The organism is Brevibacterium antiquum, assembly GCF_016107655.1.
In the GTDB taxonomy this organism is placed as follows: Bacteria; Actinomycetota; Actinomycetes; order Actinomycetales; family Brevibacteriaceae; genus Brevibacterium; species Brevibacterium antiquum.
The window spans coordinates 201,661-218,710 of the sequence record NZ_JABASX010000006.1 but is presented as its reverse complement, the minus strand read 5'-3'; the positions used below and the strand labels follow the sequence as shown (position 1 = coordinate 218,710).

Below are 17,050 nucleotides of genomic sequence, written 5' to 3'. Positions count from 1 at the left end.
GCCAGAAGTCGGATCCATGATGTGGACCGCGGATGGGCCGAACTACCTCGCCGCCAGGCTCCTGCGCAGGGAATCGATCATCAGGTCGAGACCGTCTGACTCCCGAAGCGGATCGGCGGCGAGGATCTGGATCGAACGATCGTCGAGGCCAGGATCGTCGAGCTCCACGGCAGCGCACCCCGCCTCGGCGAGGTTGTCCGGGATCGTCCGCTCCGCCATCATCGCGACCATCGTCGTTCCGGCGATGGCTCTCATCGTGAGCACGGGACACGTGGCTTCGATCGTCGGCGAGAACACCTGTCCCTGAGCGCGGACAGCCTGTTCGATCCTCATCCGAGCGGTGTTTCCCGACGGCAGCGTGGCGATCGGGAAGTCGACCAGGTCCCGGATGCGGACGGTGGCCCGCTGGGCAAGAGGGTGCTTCTTGTCGAAGACCGCAAAATTCCGGGCCGGGGTCTGATCGATCCGCCGGACGCCGGGAACCGAGACGAGATCATGGCCGTATACGGAGAAGTTCACGCACAGGTCAGCTTGCCGGTTCTTCAGCACCTGAACGGCCTCGAGCGACGTGGTGTCGATGATCGAGACCTGCACGCGGTCAGTAGTCGTCATGACATCGTTGATGGCGTCAGCGACGATGGTCTGGCCGAGCCCGGTACTGGTGACGATTGTGATGGTCTCGACCTCGCGGGAGTAGCTGCCGAACGAGTCGGAGAGGAGCTCGGATTCGGCGATCATCCGCCGCGCGAAGTCTGCGAGAGCCAGGCCCTGTCCAGTGGGAACGACTCCGCTCGCCGAGCGATCGAACAGCGTCGTGCCGTAATGCTCCTCAAAAGTTTTGATCTGGCGACTGGCGGTCGAATGGGAGACAAACAGAGCTCGCGCGGCGAGGTGGATGGAGCCGTATTCGACGACTGCCAGCAGGGTCTTCAGGCTGCGCAGGTCGGTCATGCCATTATGCTACTAGGAGCGGTGCATATTATGCACAGTCACCTTGCAAGAAACGCACCGGCATATGGACAGATCAGTCTTCCAATCCGAGCCGGACTGCGACAGTCTGAAGACATGAGCCCAGATCACAACCCCGGCCAAGGCGAAACGGCACCGAGGCGAACAGCACCGAATGAAATCCACGAAGTTGTCACTCGGGAGTCCGTCACCCGGGAGTCCGTCACCCGGGCCGCGGGCGAATTCGTCCGCAGCCAAGCCTTCTTCGATCTGCTGGCCACGCGTGTTGCAGAACGCACCGAAAGCCAGGCGCCGGGCAATGGCCTCGCCGCTCATGCCTACCTCGCCGAGGAGATCGCCCCCGAGCTCACGGCCCTGGGCTTCGCGACGACGATCCACGACAATCCCGAATCCGATGAGCACCCGCTGCTCATCGCCTCACGCATCGAGGACCCGCAGCTGCCGACCGTCCTCCTCTACGGTCACGGCGACGTGCAGTTCGCCCACGGCTCGCAATGGTCTGACAACCTCGACCCGTGGGTGCTCACCCGCGACGGCGACCGTCTCTACGGTCGAGGCAGCGCCGACAACAAAGGCCAGCACACCGTGAACACTCTGGCCCTGAAGACCGTCCTCGAGTCACTCGACGCTCCTGGCACAGCCGCTCTGGGCTACAACGTCAAGGTCCTCATGGAAACAGCCGAGGAGGCCGGTTCGCTCGGCCTCAAGGCATTCGCCGCCGCACACAGGGCCGAACTCGACGCCGATCTCTTCCTCGCCTCCGACGGTCCCCGGATCGCCGCCGAATACCCGACCCTCTTCCTCGGTTCCCGCGGGGCGTTGGGGTTCAAGCTCGTCGTCCACGATCGCGACGGCGACCATCATTCGGGCAATTGGGGCGGGAAGCTGCGCAACTCCGCGACCGTCCTCGCCGCCGCCATCAATTCCCTCGTCGATGGAAACGGCGTCATCAGGATTCCCACGCTGCGCCCCGATGACCCGCCCGCCTCGGTGCTCGAAGCCGTTGCGAAGCTGCCCGAGGTGGTCGAAGCCGGATCACCCGAAGTCGATTTCGATTGGGGAGAGCCAGGGCTCACCTCGGCGGAGAAGGTCTTCGCCTTCAACGTCATCGAGGTCCTCGCCCTCGACGCTGGGAATCCTGCCCAGGTGGTCAACGCGATCCCGGGAAGGGCCGAAGCGCACATGCAGCTGCGATACGTCGTCGGCACCGACGTCGACGACTTCGAGGGCAAGGTGCGGGCCCACCTGGAAGGCCAAGGGATCCACGGAGTCGATGTCGTCTTCGAGCACTGCATGCCGGCGACCCGACTCGACCCGAACGCCCGCGTCGTCGCGGCCGCCGCTGAGTCGGTCAGGACGACGACCGGGCTCGAGGCCGCGATCGAACCGAACCTGGGCGGCACCATCCCCAACGACGTATTCGCCGAGGTGCTGGGCCTGCCGACCGTATGGGTCCCGCATTCCTACCCCGGGTGCAATCAGCACGCCCCCGACGAACACGCCCTGATCTCGATCCTTCAGCAGGGCGCCGAGATCATGGCTGGAATGTTCTGGGACATGGGGCAGAGCCCCGACGACTGGTTCACCTCGAAAGAGACGAGGCCGGATGCGTATTGAGGCCACATCGGGCACAAGGAGCCGGAAGCCAGCACTGACTCTCACCATCTGGCTGATGTTCCTGGGCACATTGCTGATCGTGCTCATGCCCCCGGCTCTTGCCCCGTGCTCATGCCCCCGGCTCTTGCCCCGTGCTCATGCCATCGGCCTGGCCCCCCGCTGCACATCCTTCTTGCCCATGACTGATCGGCGTCATGGGAAATGCCAAGGCACCTGCCTATTGGGTGCTGCTGGCCGGTGCGCTCAGTGTGGCTGCGATCCTCGTGGTGTGGCAGAAGCTCGGTGTGCGCTGCTCCCACGCATGCCGTGAGACGCATGCTGGGAGACGCAGTTCGTCGAAAAACGGGGTGCACGTCGAGACCCTTATGCGCACTTGCGTGTCTCGACCTGCACCCCGTTATTCGGTTCGCTGACGTCCTCCGACTGCGCCCTTCTTGGCCTCTCTTCTACATCTTCGTGTTCATGGCTACCGCCTCGGTCCCCTTCGCAGGGCAGCTCTGGGAGGCTGCGGTCACCGGTGTCGCCAGTGTCGGGCGCGGGAACGGGAATTGGCCATACTCCAGCCGACCTGAGTTCCCAGCGGACCTGAGTTCCCAGCCGACCTGAGTTCCCAGTCGGCCTGAGCTCTCAGTCGGCGTGAGTTCTGTGTCGACCTGATTGATCAGGCGTGCGCGGGCGAGGTGACCGCCTCGGCGAGGGTCCGCTTCTTTGCCCCACGGTGACCGATGACGGTCACGACGGCGATCGCCGCAGCGACGAAGGCGATGCCGATCCACTGATTGATCATCAACGTGGCGGCACCGGCGATGGCGCCGATGAGGATGAGAAGGACGGCCAGAGCTCGGCGGATCCAGCGGACGCTGTCGCCACCGGCCAGCCGCGAATCAGATGCCAAGCCGACGATCGTCGAGGTGACGACGACGGTGGTGACGTCGGCGATCTTCATCCGCCGGGCCGCAGCGGCTTGTGCGCCCATCAGGGCCGAGAGTGCCGAGGTGAAGATGGTTCCGGCCAGGCCCACCTCGGGGTTGGGCATGAGTGCGACATAGACGGCCAGGCCCGCACAGCCGACGGCCACTCCGGCGTAGATGATCGTGGTGCGCACGTGCCAGTCCTCACCGATGCGGCCGAGGATGCGCCCGCCCAGGGCCGCCCCCACCATGAAGAACACGAGGGCTAAGGCGGGCCGCAGGACCGGAGTGTCCTCAGCTCCGGCTAGGCCCATGCCGAGGATGACGACGTTGCCCGTCATGTTTCCGGTGAAGACCTTATCGAAGCCCAGGTAGCCGATCGCGTCAACCATTCCGGTTGAGAATGTCAGTACGAGCAGCATGGCCAAGTCGAGTCGACGTGTCATTGCGTCCCTTTCATCGAGCTCGCCTGCGAACCCTGGTGGTCTCAGAACTCGAGTGGTTCCCGGGCGACGAGCAGCCTCGGGGTTGCTCGTGATCCCAGGATTCGATATTTACTGAAAGTTTGTATACAAAACAATAAGCACGGGATAGATTGTATGCAAATATTGATTTTTGATTCGATGCTCACACAGGAGTGCGCGTGAAAAAACGGATAATGGCGGTGCTTGCCAGCGTCGTCCTGCTGGCCGGGTGCACGCCGGTCCAACCGCTCGGCGAACCACCCGAGAGACCCGACGTGAAGTCGGTCGATGCCGACGCCGGAGCCTTCGAAGAAGGCGGAGATCTCGTCATGGCGCTGTCCTCGGAACCGGATCGCCTCGACCCGACGACATCCTCCTCTCTCTACACCCGATACGTGATGCAGACGATGTGCCAGAAGCTCTACGACATCGATGCGAACGGTGAGATCACACCGATGCTCGCAACCTCGCTGCCGGATGTCTCCAAGGACGGGAAGACCGTGCGCATCCCGGTCAGGGACGGTGTGCGATTCGCCGACGGCACCGACTTCGACGCCGAGGCGGTCAAGACGACCATCGAACGCGGGCTCAACCTCGAAGAGTCATCCCGCTCTGCAGAACTCGGCCCGATCAACGATGTGACCGCCATTGACGATCACACCCTCGAGGTCACCTTCGACGAACCCTTCGCGCCATTCACCGCGGCCCTGGCCGATCGCGCCGGGATGATCATGTCGCCGACGGCCCTGGACGAGGCGGGTGAGGACTTCGGCGACCACCCGGTGTGCGTAGGGCCGTTCAAGTTTGAGAAGCGCATCGCGCAGACGTCGATCAAGGTCGTCAAGGACCCCAACTACTACGACGCCGACAAGGTTCATCTCGACTCGATCACCTATCAGATCATGTCGGATGCAAACATTCGTGCCGCGAACATCCGCTCCGGCGATGTGCAGGTCGCGGACACGATCTCCCCGCAGGACGTCGACGCTCTCAAACAGGAATCCGGAATCGGACTCCTGCAGTCGAACTCTCTGGGATATCAAGGACTGACCGTGAACATGGGCTTCGGTGACAATCCGGAGAACTTCGAGACGCCACTGGGCCAGGACCCGAAGGTGCGCAAGGCACTGTCGATGGCCTTCGATCGCAAGGCATTGGTCAACACCGTATTCAACGGGTGGTTCTCACCGGCCTGCTCCGGCATCTCTCCGGACAGTCCCTTCGCAACCAAGGCGAGCAACGAGTGCGTCGACTACGATCCAGCTGGCGCGAAGAAGCTTCTCGAGGATGCCGGAGTCGAGCTTCCGCTCAAGGTGAATATGAAGGTCTCGAACACTCAGGACACACTTCGCTTCGCTCAGGCCGTTCAGGCCGCCACCAAGGAAGCAGGCTTCGACATCACGGTCCAGCCGATGGAATACACTGCCCTGCTCGATGCCCAGGACCGCGGCGACTACGAGCTCCTCCAACTTGGCTGGTCCGGACGCGTCGATCCGCACGGAAACCTCTACACCTTCCATTATCCGGGCGCCGGCAACAACGTCACAGGAGTCGATGACGACAAACTCAGCAATCTGCTCACCCGAGCCAGTGAATCCACAGACATGGATGAGCGCAAGAAGCTCTACGGTGAAGCCTCACAGCGGACCGGCGAACTCAACTCGATCATCTATCTCTACCGACAGAAGAACCTCACGGCCTACACCGATGATGTGTCCGGCATCGATGTGTTCTCCGACGGCGTCGTCCATCTCTCCGAAGCCGGATTTCTGAAGAAGGACGCTCAGCGATGACTCGATACGTGCTCACCAAGATCTTCCACGCCATCATCACCTTCGTACTCTCGGGCATCGTCATCTTCTTCGGTGTGCGCATGCTCCCGGGCGACCCGGCTCTGGCCATGGCCGGTGAAGAGGCGACCCCGGAACGACTCGACGCGATCCGCGCCGACCTCGGGCTCGACCAGCCTCTGCTCGTCCAGTTCGTCAAGTTCTTGGGCGACATCGTCACCGGCGACCTCGGCGAATCCACGCGGACAGGCTTGGCCGTGACCGAGATGATTGCGACCACCCTGCCAGTGACCCTATGGCTGTCGCTGTACGCGATCGTCGTCGCCGTCATCGTCGGCATCACCCTGGGTATGGTCGCAGAACGCTTCCGCGGAAAGTGGCCGGAGCTGGGCAGCAACTTCCTCGCTCTCCTCGGCCTGTCGGTTCCGAACTTCTGGCTCGGACTCCTCGCGATCTTGGTCCTGGCCGTCACTCTCGGATGGTTCCCTGCCTCGGGGTACGTCGACGTCCTCTCAGACCCGATCCGCGGCATCTACTACCTCACCCTGCCGGCCGTGATCCTGGGCACCAGCCTGGCCGCGGTCATCACCAGGCAGACCAGGGCCTCGATGATCGAGAGCATGGGCACCGACTATGTGCGCATGGCACGAGCCAAGGGACTGTCCAGACCGCGGGTCCTCTTCCGATACGGACTGCGCAACTCACTCATCGTCCTCGTCACGATCATCGGTCTGCAGCTGGGCGGCCTGATCTCGGGTGCAGTGGTCACGGAGAGGATCTTCGCCCTGCCAGGGATCGGCAAACTCACCCTCGATGCGGTCTTCTCCCGCGACTATCCGGTCATCCAAGCGGTTGTCCTCGTGATCACGGCCTCCTACATTCTCATCAACTTGGCCGTCGACATCCTCTATTCGGTCATCAACCCACAGATCCGAGTCAGCGAGGACGCCTCATGACCACCCCAATCGTCACGAACACCGACAAGAACACGCAGGGACTCGACCCCGAATTCCACGCCTCGAACAACCGGGCCTGGTGGCTGCTGCGCTCCATCCTGTCCAACCCGATGGGGCTCATCGGATCCGTCATGGTCGCCATCGTGGTGCTCGTCGGAGTCTTCGCACCACTCATCGCCCCCTATGGATTCGCGCAGACGAACTTCCACGCTCCATTTCAAGTGCCGGGCACGATCGGCTTCGTCCTCGGCACCGACGACCTCGGCAGAGACGTTCTCTCCAGGCTCGCATTCGGTGTTCGCGCCTCGCTCCAGGTGGGGCTCCTGGCAGTTGCGCTGGCCGTTATCGTCGGCACACCTCTGGGCCTCTTGGCCGGATACTTCCGGGGCCTCGACGCGGTCATCTCCCGACTGACTGATGTCACCCTGGCGTTTCCGTTCCTCATCATCGCCGTCGGGCTGGCAGCCATTTCCGGGCCCAGCCTGGCCAATGCCGCGATCGCATTGGGCATCTCCCAGGTGCCCACGATGATCAGAGTGGTCAGAGGTGAGACGATGCGGCTGAAATCTGCCGACTTCGTCAAGGCCGCGATCGCCACTGACGCGTCGAAGACACGTATTCTGGGCATGCATATCCTGCCCAATATCGCTTCGGCGATCATCGTGCAGGCCACCGTCATCATTCCCACCGCCGTGATCGGAGAATCGATCCTCTCCTTCCTCGGCCTGGGTATCCAGCCGCCCTCACCCAGCCTGGGCATCATGCTCTCCGACGCGCAGCAGTACATCTTCCGTGCACCGTCGACCGCGCTGTTCCCCGGGCTGGCGATCCTGGTCATCTGCTTGGCCTTCAACCTCTTCGGGGACGCCCTGCGCGACGCCCTCGACCCCAATTCGAAGAAGGGACACTGATATGTCGTTCACTCCACCCGCAGCTTTCACCACCCGGCCCACCCTGGAGGGCCACTTCGGAATGGCCGCCTCCACCCACTGGCTGGCCACGGCTGCTTCACAGGCTGTGCTCGAACGGGGCGGCAACGCCTTCGATGCGGCCGTGGCCGGAGCCTTTCTCCTCCACGTGGTCGAACCCCACCTCAACGGTCCCGGCGGTGACATGACAGGAGTCTTCGCCACCGCCGAGGACCCGGCGAACCCGCAGATCATGATGGGGCAGGGTCCGGCGCCGGCAGCTGCCACCATTGAGCACTACCGCAATGAGGGACTCGACATGGTCCCCGGCGCCGGGGCACTCGCCTCTGCGGTGCCCGGGGCCGTCGACTCCTGGCTCAATCTGCTCGAGCACCACGGCTCTTGGGAGCTCGCCGACGTCCTCGACTTCGCCATCGACTACGCCGAGAACGGGCATCCCGTCCTCGGCCGAGTCGTGGGCACCATCGAACGCGTACGCGAGCTCTTCACCGAACACTGGCCCACGTCTGCGGCCCAGTGGATGCCAGAGGGTCAGATCCCGACGATCGGTGATCTCATCTATAACCGCCCCTATGCCGAGGTCCTGAGGAAGCTCATCGCTGCAGGTGACGGTGTGGAAGGGCGCGCTGCCAGAGTTGCTGCGGCACGTGAGGAATGGAAATCCGGTTTCGTCGCCGAGGCGGTCGAGAAGTTCATCTCCACCCCGCACCGGCACTCGACCGGAGGTGACCACGCCGGAGTGATGACAGCCGCCGACTTCGCCGGATTCGACGCACATTTCGAGACACCTGTGTCCGTCGATTTCCGCGGCTACTCGATTGCGAAGATCGGAGCCTGGGGGCAGGGCCCGGTGCTGCTCCAGACGCTGAAGATCCTCGAGGGCTTCGACGACGACCGGCTCGATCCCTCGACCGAGATCGGTGCGCATACGATCCTCGAGGCACTCAAACTCGCGATGGCCGACCGCGACACCTACTACGGGGACGGAGATGTCGACCTCGACTGGCTGCTCAGCGACGACTACGCGGCCAGCCGCCGGGACCTCATCACAGATGTTGCCTCCCTCGAGTTCCGACCCGGCACGAACCGGGCAGGTTCTGTCTCGACCTTCACGCCGCCGCTCGTGCTCGAGGGCGCGGACAAGGAAGCCTTGGCCAAGGCGGGCATCGGCGAGCCGACTGTGCAGAAGAACGGCGTCAACAACGGCGACACCTGCCACATCGACGTCGTCGACCGGTGGGGCAACATCATCTCAGCCACACCCTCCGGTGGATGGCTGCAGTCCTCGCCTGTCGTCCCCGAGCTCGGATTCTGCCTGGGCACTCGTCTGCAGATGATGTGGCTTGACGAAACAGCTCCCTCGGCGCTGACCCCCGGGAAACGCCCGCGCACCACGCTGACTCCGACTCTGATCTCCAAGGACGGTCAGCCGATCATCGCCCTCGGTTCACCCGGCGGTGACCAGCAGGAACAGTGGCAGCTGCTGATGATTCTGCGCATGCTCATCGGCGGCTACGCGCCCCAGCAGGCGATCGATGCTCCCGCGCTGCACACCACCGCCTTGGCGGGATCGTTCTGGCCGCGCACCTGGGTTCCCGGCGGAGCTGTCGTCGAGGACCGCCTCGGCGAGGATGTCATCAACGGGCTGATCGCACGCGGTCACGTCGTGACCAAGGCCGGCGACTGGGAACTGGGCAGGCTCTCCTGCGTGACCCGGGATCCTGCAACCGGTCGCGTCACCGCGGGGGCGAACCCGCGCGGTGCCCAGGGTTACGCGGCAGGCAGATGATGAGTACTGCGACCAGCGGCGGTGTGAAACCGTCAGAATTCGTCCTCGAGGTCTCCGGCCTCGAAGTCTCCTACGAGAACCCGGTACTCCACGATGTGGGCTTCACACTGGCACCGGGGGAGCGTTTGGCACTCGTCGGTCAGTCAGGTTCCGGCAAGTCGACGACGATCAGCGCGGTCCTCGGACTCCTTCCGGGGGCAGGCCATGTCAGCTCCGGCTCCGTGAAGTACCGCGGTGAGGACCTCGTCCACGCCGATCGTCAGCGACTCCAAACTCTTCGGGGCCGTTCGATTGCCTTGGTGCCGCAGGATCCCATGGCCAGTCTCAACCCGAGCATGCGCGTGGGCGACCAGATCGCCGACGCTCTGCAGACATACGGAATGTCGAATTCCGCCGAGGTGACCCGCAATGTCGTGCGGCTGATGACGGAAGCGGGAATCCCTGACGCGGAGAACCGGCGACGGTCCTATCCGCACGAATTCTCCGGTGGTATGCGGCAGAGGATCCTCATCGCGATCGCCCTGTCCGGCGAACCCGATCTCATCATCGCCGACGAGCCGACGTCAGCTCTCGACGTGACGGTGCAGAAGCAGATCCTCGATCATCTGCAGAAACTCGTCACCGAGCGAGGAACCTCGCTGCTCTTCGTCACTCACGACCTCGGCGTCGCTGGGGAGCGGACGGACACCATCCTCGTCATGAACGAAGGCCGCGTCGTCGAACGCGGGACACCGCAGCAGGTGCTCGGGAATCCTCAGGACGAGTACACGAAGGCCCTGGTCAAAGCCGCGCCCAGCATTGTGGTCGAGCGAGAGGTGAGCCCGACGAACGGGAAGGAACCTGACCCAGCTGCCGCGGCAGCCAGCGATGACACGGTTGAGAGTAGTGCCACCTCGGCGAATGTTCTCGAAGTCAACGATCTGCACAAGATCTACAAGCTGCGCGGCCGCGGCAAAGAGGTCCACGCACTCAATGGTGTGAGCTTCACGGCCAAGCGCGGACAGACGACGGCAGTGATCGGCGAATCCGGTTCGGGAAAGTCCACCATCGCGAAGATCGTGCTCGGACTGGAGAAGGCCACCAGTGGGGAGGTCCTGGCGGGCGGCCGGAACGTCGACGCCACCTCACGCGCCGAGCGCAGCATTCTGCGTCGCTTCAGCCAGCCGGTGTTCCAGGACCCGTTCTCCTCGCTCAACCCGATGTGGGGCATCGAGCGGATCATCGCTGAACCCCTCGACGTCTTCAAGATCGGCACACGAGCGGAGAGGAAGGACAAGGTCGCCGAGGTGCTCGACCAAGTGGCTCTGCCCACCTCGATGCTCGAACGTCGACCCGCCGATCTCTCCGGTGGACAGCGACAGAGGGTAGCGATCGCGCGAGCGCTGATCAGTGAACCTGAGCTGCTCATCTGCGATGAGGCAGTGTCGGCACTCGATGTCCTGGTGCAGGAGCAGATTCTCGAACTGCTGCGTCGGCTGCAATCGGAGCTCGGCGTGAGCTGCTTGTTCATCACGCACGATCTTGCAGTTGTCGCGAACTTGGCAGACGATGTTGTAGTGATGAAGAACGGAGAGGTCGTCGAGGCGGGCGCGACGAGAGATGTCATCGATCGTCCAGCCGCGGAGTACACGCAGAAGCTGTTGGCCGCTGTGCCCGGTTCCGGTCTGCTCAATGCCTGAGCCCGGTTCTCTTTCGCGGTCGAGTTCGACCGCGAAGCCGAGTGCGGCTTCGACCTCGAACAGCATCGCGGTCGGGGCGAAGATCCGCCACGACATCATCACAGGTGTGCATCCGCCCGGCGGCAAGCTCCGCGAAGCGGCCCTGGCGAAGCAGTACGACGTCTCGCGGATCCCGATTCGAGAGGCGCTGCGCTCTCTCGAATCCGAGGGGCTCGTCGAGTCTCGGCCCTACAGCGGCAGCATGGTCGCCCCGTCACCGATCGAGGACGCTGAGGATCTGTTCGAGATTCGCATCGTCCTGGAATCCGCGACCGCCAAAAGAGCCGCGAAGCGCGCAGCGCAGCAGAGCAACGGTGAGGCCCCGGATGAGCGTTGGCGGATGATTCGCAAGGAGATCAACGAGATCCTCGCCGCCGGTGACATCGTCATCGGCGAGGAACGCTACGAAGATCTCGCGGTGCTCAACATGCGCTTCCATTTCGCAGTCGCCGAACTCAGCGGCAGCCTCTCCTTCGTCAGCCTCCTGCGCCAGATCTCGGGCAAGATCGAATGGCTCTACTCCCTCAACGTCACACGCCGAGGACCGCAGGCGTGGCCCGAACACCGCGACATCATCGCAGCCATCGATGCCGGGCAGGAGACGAAGGCCGCCGAGGTGATGGGACAGCACGTCCGTCGCAGCCGAGATTCGTACTTTGCCATGATGGCCGACAGGCCCTCCTGATGGCCGACAGGCCGACGTAGCAGAGCGGTCTCAGAGGTCAGAGGTGCTCAGACCTCGACGATCATCTCAACTTCGACGGGAACGTCGAGGGGGAGAACCGCCACGCCCACTGCACTGCGGGCATGGACGCCGACCTCACCGAAGATCTCGCCGAGGAGTTCGCTGGCGCCGTTGACCACCTGCGGCTGAGCAGTGAAGTCCGGTGTGCTGGCAACGAAACCCGTGACCCTGACGATGCGTGTGATCGCCGAGAGGTCACCGATGATCGCGCGAATGGCGGCCAGGGCGTTCAAGGTGCACTGGCGAACCGCGGCCTGGGCCTGTTCGAGGCTGACCTCTGCACCGACCTTTCCCGTGTGGATCGGCTGCCCGTTCTCAACGGGAAGTTGTCCCGAGGTGTAGATGTACTGTCCTGTGCGCACGGCCGGAACATAGGCGGCGACGGGCGCGGCGACCTCGGGGATCGCCAATCCGCGGTCTTCGAGGCGAGCTTCGGGTGTGCTTGTCGATTCTCTGTTCACTTGAGGACTCCTGTCGTCATGAATTCTTCGAGGCGCTCACGGTAGCCGGTGGTGTCGATCCCGGCTTCGGTCAGCCACTGGGGCGAATAGTATTTGTCGAGGTAGCGCTCGCCGGGATCACAGATCAAGGACACCAGGCTGCCCTTCTCTCCGGCAGCCTTCATCTGCGACACGATGCGGAACGCGGCCCACAGTCCGGTCCCCGTCGACGCTCCGGCCCGCCGCCCCATGAGCGTCTCGAGCAGTTGGATGGAGGCAATGGATGCCGCGTCCGGGACGTGCATCATCCGGTCGATGCTCGACGCGATGAAGCTCGCCTCGACCCGCTGTCGGCCGATGCCCTCGATCCGTGAACCCTGATCGGTCATTGCCGACGGGTCTCCGTCCCTCCACCCGGCGAAGAACGCCGAATTGTCAGGATCGGCTACACAGATTCCCGTGGCCCGACCGGTGTAGCGCACATATCTGGCCAAGGTCGCCGAGGTGCCGCCCGTGCCTGCAGTGGCAACGATCCACGACGGTTCGGGATGCTGCTCGCTCGACATCTGATCGAAGATCGACTCGGCGATGTTGTTGTTCCCGCGCCAGTCGGTTGCTCGTTCGGCATACGTGAACTGATCCATGTAGTGCCCGCCGGATTCTGCCGCCAGCCCGGCCGCAACCTCGTAGACCTCGTTCGCGTTGTCCACGAAGTGACAGGTGCCGCCGTAGAACTCGATGAGGGAGATCTTCTGGGCACTCGTCGACCGCGCCATGACGGCGATGAATGGGACGCCGATGAGCTGCGCGAAGTACGCTTCCGAGACAGCGGTCGACCCGCTGGACGCCTCCACGACGGGGCGTCCGGACCGAATCCAGCCATTGCACAGTGCATGGAGGAAGAGGGATCGAGCCAGACGGTGCTTGAGTGATCCGGTGGGATGACTCGACTCGTCCTTGAGGTACAGGTCGATCCCCCATTCGGCGGGTAGCGGTACATGCAGCAGGTGCGTGTCAGAGGACCTATTGGCATCGGACTTCACGGCTCGGATCGCTCCGGCAAGCCAGGCGCGAGCATTCGGATCGTAGCGGTCGATGTCGTCTTCTGGGGGTGCGATCAGATGATCCTCGTTGGTCATGACTGTCCTTCCGGCGCTCTGCCTTGGAGCTCGTTGATGTAGTTGTAGATCGTGTAACGGGTGACGTCCAGGGCCGAGGCGACTCCGGACACGGCCTCCTTGACCTGGAAGACCCCACGGCGGTCGAGCTCGGCAACGATCTCGAGCTTGTGGGACTTCTTCATCAGTTCGACAGGGATATCGGCACTCTCGATCACCTCGGCGACGATCTGAGCGGTCAGCTCGCTGACCGTGTGCGGGAAGACCTCACCGGAGTCAGCCTCGGCGGTGGCCTCTGCGACGGCAGGAGTGGGCGCGAGCAGGGAGCCGAGCAGCTCGTGCGCCATTCTCACGTTGGTGACATCGATGTTGAGGCAGAGGGCGGCCATCGCCTCACCCGACTCGGGTTCACGAATGATGATCGTGCTCGACCGCCCGGTGCGCCCACCGGGCAGGGACGTGGGATAGCCGATGACATCGCCCTGCGCCCCGCTGAGAACGTGCTGCAGCAGCAGATTGGTCGGTGGGGCTCCCACCTCGCGTCCGGTGACGCCGCCCGCGATGGCGTACACGGAGTTGTCGAGGTTCGTGAGGTCGTGGACGACCACTTCGCAGCCCTCGCCCAAGGCGCGGGCGAGCGGCTCGCTGATGCCGGCCAGGAGGTCGAGGGTCTCTCGAACCTTCTGGGCGTAACGATCCGAATTGAACGCTGTCACTGATGTTCTCCTCTGGCCTGGCTCGCAATTTCAACTTCTAGTGGAAGTCTTGCACATTAGTTCATTATGTGCGAATGTGTACTCGCTCACCTAAATTTCCACACCAAGTTGAAACCTTAAAATAATATTTAGGAGAAAGATGTCAGAGCTTGGCAATGACGCCACAGGCCCCAGCAATCTCAAGAGGACAATCGGGATCCCAGGGGCGCTCGGTATCACCTTCAACCAGATCGTCGGCGGCGGAGTCATCGCCCTCACGGGAACGGCCATCGCCATCACGGGAGGCGGAACTCCGCTCGCCTTCGTCCTGGCGACGGCGGTGGTCATTCTGGTCACGGCGCCCATCGCAGCTTTGGGGGCGGCGATGCCGACCACCGGCGGAGCGTTCACCTACGCCTCTCGCCTGATCCACCCCGTCGCCGGATTCGCCAATATGTGGCTGTGGACCCTGGGTAACCTGTCCATCAGCATCTACGGTCTGGCGGCCGGCCAGTATCTGCACACCCTGGTCCCGGGCATCGACCCCGTTCTCATAGCCCTGGCCATGCTGGTCATCTTCTACGTCGTCAACCTCCTCGGCGCCTCGGCCTCGTCCTTCGTCGGAATCATCATCGGGGTGGCGATGATGGCGGCCTTCGCGCTGTTCGTCGCGGTGGGGATGTTCAACGTCGAGTGGGCAGTCTTCGCCCGACCGATGCCCCACGGTGCACTCGAGCTGTTCAAGGCCGCGGCCCTGCTGTCGTTCGCGACTCGCGGTGGCCAGGTCATCGCCGAGATGGGTGATGAGCTGAAGAACCCCGGACGCGCGATTCCGATCGCGGCGCTCGGCGGAACCCTGCTCTCCGGGTTCCTCTATGTGCTGCTGGCGATTCCCGCCACGGGAGTCCTCCCTCTCGACCAGGTCGCCGGTCAGCCGATGACCGCCGTCGCCGCACATATCCTCAATCCGGCAGGGCTCGGGTTCTTCATCCTCGGAGGAGCGGTTCTCGCGCTGGTCGGTTCGCTGAACTCGAACATGCTGTGGGGGACCAAGGCGATCCTCGCCGCGGTCGAGGCTGGATGGTTTCCGCGCTGGCTCGGCGCCGTCAATCGTCGGTTCGGCACACCGCACTGGCTGCTGACGCTGATGTTCATCATCGGGGTCGCCCCGATCCTGCTGTCACTGGACATGGAGAACATCGCCAATGCCGCCTCGGCGCTGCAGCAGGTCAACGCGGTGATCATCCTCATCGCCTCCATCCGCCTGCGAAAGCTGTTTCCCGGGTTGCACGCGGCGTCGACCTTCACGATCAAGCGCAGTCTCCATTGGGTCCTGCTCGTGGTCGGCATCGCGGTGTCGTGTCTGCAGTTCGTCCTGCTGACCTCGGACCTCACCGGCACCGTGATCATCTCCGCGGTGATCTGGGTCGGCTGCGGCACCGCCTGGTGCGCGTGGCGATACCCGCGCCTGCCGCGCGCATCTGTACCTTCGTCCGCACCCTTCGGGTCCCTCGCCGAGGAGGGTGATGGCTCCTCCGCTCGTGAAGTCGGTCCCGTGGAGGAGCTCAGCCAGCCCGGTCGTACCGACCGCTGAACGAACACGTTTCCCGAACGAACGCAATATCTCGAATCCCGATGGAAGGAAAACACAACATGTCAGGAATCATCGTCTACGGCACCGACTGGTGCTCGGACTGCATGCGCAGCAAGCGCTTCTTCACCGCCCACAACCTCGAATTCGACTTCGTGGATGTCGAAGCCGACTCCTGCGCGGAGGAGGAAGTGCGCAGGCTGCAGGGAGGGGAGCGGAGAATCCCCACCGTTGTCTTCGAAGACGGCAGTCACCTCGTTGAGCCGACTCATCAGGAGATCGGTGAGAAGCTGGGGATCATCCCACGCGCAAACCGTGAGGAGTACGACCTCGCTGTGATCGGCGGAGGGCCGGCGGGCCTGACTGCCGCCATCTATGCCGACAGGCAGGGGCTCTCCACGCTGGTCGTCGATTCCGCCAGCTTCGGCGGACAGGCGGCGACGACCAAGCAGATCGACAACTATCCGGGCTTCCCCGAAGGAGTCGGCGGAGGAACTCTGGCCGAGACTTTCCTGAATCACGCCGATGGTGAGAACACAGAGCTGCTCTCGGCGACCAGCGTCCTCGACCTGCTGGAGGCCGACGATGACCGGGTTGAACTCGCCATGTCGAACGGGCAGAGAGTCCGAGCAAGGAGCGTCATGGTGGCGACCGGGACGACCTACCGCACTCTCGGCGCACCGGGGGAGGAATCGCTGCTGGGGAGTCGAATCCACTTCTGCTCCACCTGCGACGGCCCGGCCTACCGGGGGCGTTCCCAGTTGGTGGTCGTCGGCGGTGGAAACAGTGCGTGCGAAGAGGCCCTCTACCTTGCGACCCTGGTCGATGAAGTCATCATGCTCCAGAATCTTCCCGAGCTGACCGCCGATATCGTTCTGCGCGAGCGCGTGCTTGCGGATCCGAAGATCACCGTGATCACCGATTCGGCGATCACGGGATTCGCCGAGGCGCAATCCTCATCAACCGACGGTGCTTCGGTGTCTGTCGACTTCATTCACGGTCCCGATCGCACTGCCGCACAACTGAGTCCCGATGCGGTCTTCGAATTCATCGGTCTGCGAGCCAACAGCGCGAACTTCACCGGGAGACTCGAGGTGGACGCCCAGGGCTATATCTGCACCGGATCCGATCACACGACATCGATGAATCGGGTCTACGCCGCTGGTGACGTGCGCAGGGGAAGCACGAAGCAGCTCGTCTCCGCCGCAGGCGACGCGGTCTCCTGCTTCCTGGTCATCAGAGACCTCGTCCTCGCGGAGAAGAAGCGAAGCCTCGAGGCGGTCTGAGGCGGAAGAAGTCGATGTGACGTCACTGAACG

The 17,050-nt window shown here is 63.4% G+C and carries 14 protein-coding genes; 9 read left to right on the top strand and 5 right to left on the bottom strand.

The genetic code is table 11. From position 1 onward, the window contains the following. Nucleotides 1–42 precede the first annotated feature (42 nt). On the bottom strand, nucleotides 43–951 hold the full coding sequence (locus tag JFC13_RS11975) for a LysR family transcriptional regulator (RefSeq protein WP_198397299.1): 909 nt from the start codon (nucleotides 949–951) through the stop codon (nucleotides 43–45). Nucleotides 952–1,065: 114 nt separating this feature from the next. Here JFC13_RS11975 and JFC13_RS11970 point away from each other — a divergent pair, with 114 nt between their 5' ends. After that, on the top strand, nucleotides 1,066–2,586 hold the full coding sequence (locus JFC13_RS11970; RefSeq protein WP_198397298.1) for a M20/M25/M40 family metallo-hydrolase: 1,521 nt from the start codon (nucleotides 1,066–1,068) through the stop codon (nucleotides 2,584–2,586). 661 nt (nucleotides 2,587–3,247) lie between these two features. Here the strand turns inward: JFC13_RS11970 and JFC13_RS11965 are convergent. Further along, the gene (locus JFC13_RS11965) at nucleotides 3,248–3,943 is read right to left on the bottom strand and encodes a YoaK family protein (protein WP_198397297.1); all 696 of its coding nucleotides are present in this window, start codon (nucleotides 3,941–3,943) and stop codon (nucleotides 3,248–3,250) included. 197 nt (nucleotides 3,944–4,140) lie between these two features. On the opposite strand from JFC13_RS11965, the gene JFC13_RS11960 reads away from it, so the two are divergent. The 6 genes from JFC13_RS11960 to JFC13_RS11935 are packed head-to-tail and all read left to right on the top strand — an operon-like array spanning nucleotide 4,141 to nucleotide 11,828. After that, nucleotides 4,141–5,754, top strand: coding sequence for an ABC transporter substrate-binding protein (locus tag JFC13_RS11960; RefSeq protein ID WP_332839399.1), 1,614 nt, complete (start codon nucleotides 4,141–4,143; stop codon nucleotides 5,752–5,754). Next, nucleotides 5,751–6,707 carry an ABC transporter permease gene (locus JFC13_RS11955; protein WP_198397296.1) on the top strand — a complete coding sequence of 319 codons (957 nt, stop codon included), beginning with the start codon at nucleotides 5,751–5,753 and terminating at the stop codon, nucleotides 6,705–6,707. The genes JFC13_RS11960 and JFC13_RS11955 overlap by 4 nt, the downstream gene beginning before the upstream one ends. After that, complete coding sequence (locus JFC13_RS11950; protein ID WP_198397295.1) at nucleotides 6,704–7,618, top strand: ABC transporter permease; 915 nt, start codon at nucleotides 6,704–6,706, stop codon at nucleotides 7,616–7,618. The genes JFC13_RS11955 and JFC13_RS11950 overlap by 4 nt, the downstream gene beginning before the upstream one ends. A 1-nt stretch (nucleotide 7,619) precedes the next feature. Then, entirely contained in the window at nucleotides 7,620–9,425 is a 1,806-nt protein-coding gene (locus JFC13_RS11945) for a gamma-glutamyltransferase family protein (RefSeq protein WP_198397294.1), read from the top strand. Further along, nucleotides 9,422–11,104 (top strand): dipeptide ABC transporter ATP-binding protein, encoded by a 1,683-nt coding sequence (locus JFC13_RS11940; protein ID WP_232488537.1) that lies wholly within the window; start codon nucleotides 9,422–9,424, stop codon nucleotides 11,102–11,104. The genes JFC13_RS11945 and JFC13_RS11940 overlap by 4 nt, the downstream gene beginning before the upstream one ends. After that, entirely contained in the window at nucleotides 11,097–11,828 is a 732-nt protein-coding gene (locus JFC13_RS11935; RefSeq protein WP_198397293.1) for a GntR family transcriptional regulator, read from the top strand. Before JFC13_RS11940 ends, JFC13_RS11935 begins: the two co-directional genes overlap by 8 nt. 47 nt (nucleotides 11,829–11,875) lie before the next feature. Here the strand turns inward: JFC13_RS11935 and JFC13_RS11930 are convergent, their stop codons facing one another. Genes JFC13_RS11930 through JFC13_RS11920 form a run of 3 tightly spaced genes read right to left on the bottom strand, consistent with a single transcriptional unit; the run spans nucleotide 11,876 to nucleotide 14,162 of the window. Continuing rightward, nucleotides 11,876–12,349 (bottom strand): RidA family protein, encoded by a 474-nt coding sequence (locus tag JFC13_RS11930; RefSeq protein ID WP_198397292.1) that lies wholly within the window; start codon nucleotides 12,347–12,349, stop codon nucleotides 11,876–11,878. Next, complete coding sequence (locus tag JFC13_RS11925) at nucleotides 12,346–13,467, bottom strand: PLP-dependent cysteine synthase family protein (RefSeq protein ID WP_198397291.1); 1,122 nt, start codon at nucleotides 13,465–13,467, stop codon at nucleotides 12,346–12,348. The genes JFC13_RS11930 and JFC13_RS11925 overlap by 4 nt, the downstream gene beginning before the upstream one ends. Further along, a complete protein-coding gene (locus JFC13_RS11920) occupies nucleotides 13,464–14,162 on the bottom strand; it encodes a helix-turn-helix transcriptional regulator (RefSeq protein WP_198397290.1) in 699 nt (232 codons plus the stop codon). The genes JFC13_RS11925 and JFC13_RS11920 overlap by 4 nt, the downstream gene beginning before the upstream one ends. A 139-nt stretch (nucleotides 14,163–14,301) precedes the next feature. Between JFC13_RS11920 and JFC13_RS11915 the strand changes: the two genes are divergently transcribed. Further along, nucleotides 14,302–15,735, top strand: a complete 1,434-nt coding sequence (locus JFC13_RS11915; RefSeq protein ID WP_198397289.1) for an APC family permease — start codon at nucleotides 14,302–14,304, stop codon at nucleotides 15,733–15,735. A 59-nt stretch (nucleotides 15,736–15,794) separates the two neighbouring features. Then, nucleotides 15,795–17,018, top strand: a complete 1,224-nt coding sequence (locus JFC13_RS11910; RefSeq protein WP_198397288.1) for an FAD-dependent oxidoreductase — start codon at nucleotides 15,795–15,797, stop codon at nucleotides 17,016–17,018. Nucleotides 17,019–17,050: the final 32 nt, after the last annotated feature.

Excerpts from the sequence above, each read along its gene's own strand:
- JFC13_RS11975 (WP_198397299.1), bottom strand. The coding sequence starts at position 951 with ATGACCGACCTGCGCAGCCTGAAGACCCTGCTGGCAGTCGTCGAATAC.
- JFC13_RS11970 (WP_198397298.1), top strand. The coding sequence starts at position 1,066 with ATGAGCCCAGATCACAACCCCGGCCAAGGCGAAACGGCACCGAGGCGA.
- JFC13_RS11965 (WP_198397297.1), bottom strand. The coding sequence starts at position 3,943 with ATGACACGTCGACTCGACTTGGCCATGCTGCTCGTACTGACATTCTCA.
- JFC13_RS11955 (WP_198397296.1), top strand. The coding sequence starts at position 5,751 with ATGACTCGATACGTGCTCACCAAGATCTTCCACGCCATCATCACCTTC.
- JFC13_RS11950 (WP_198397295.1), top strand. The coding sequence starts at position 6,704 with ATGACCACCCCAATCGTCACGAACACCGACAAGAACACGCAGGGACTC.
- JFC13_RS11945 (WP_198397294.1), top strand. The coding sequence starts at position 7,620 with ATGTCGTTCACTCCACCCGCAGCTTTCACCACCCGGCCCACCCTGGAG.
- JFC13_RS11940 (WP_232488537.1), top strand. The coding sequence starts at position 9,422 with ATGATGAGTACTGCGACCAGCGGCGGTGTGAAACCGTCAGAATTCGTC.
- JFC13_RS11935 (WP_198397293.1), top strand. The coding sequence starts at position 11,097 with ATGCCTGAGCCCGGTTCTCTTTCGCGGTCGAGTTCGACCGCGAAGCCG.
- JFC13_RS11925 (WP_198397291.1), bottom strand. The coding sequence starts at position 13,467 with ATGACCAACGAGGATCATCTGATCGCACCCCCAGAAGACGACATCGAC.
- JFC13_RS11915 (WP_198397289.1), top strand. The coding sequence starts at position 14,302 with ATGTCAGAGCTTGGCAATGACGCCACAGGCCCCAGCAATCTCAAGAGG.
- JFC13_RS11910 (WP_198397288.1), top strand. The coding sequence starts at position 15,795 with ATGTCAGGAATCATCGTCTACGGCACCGACTGGTGCTCGGACTGCATG.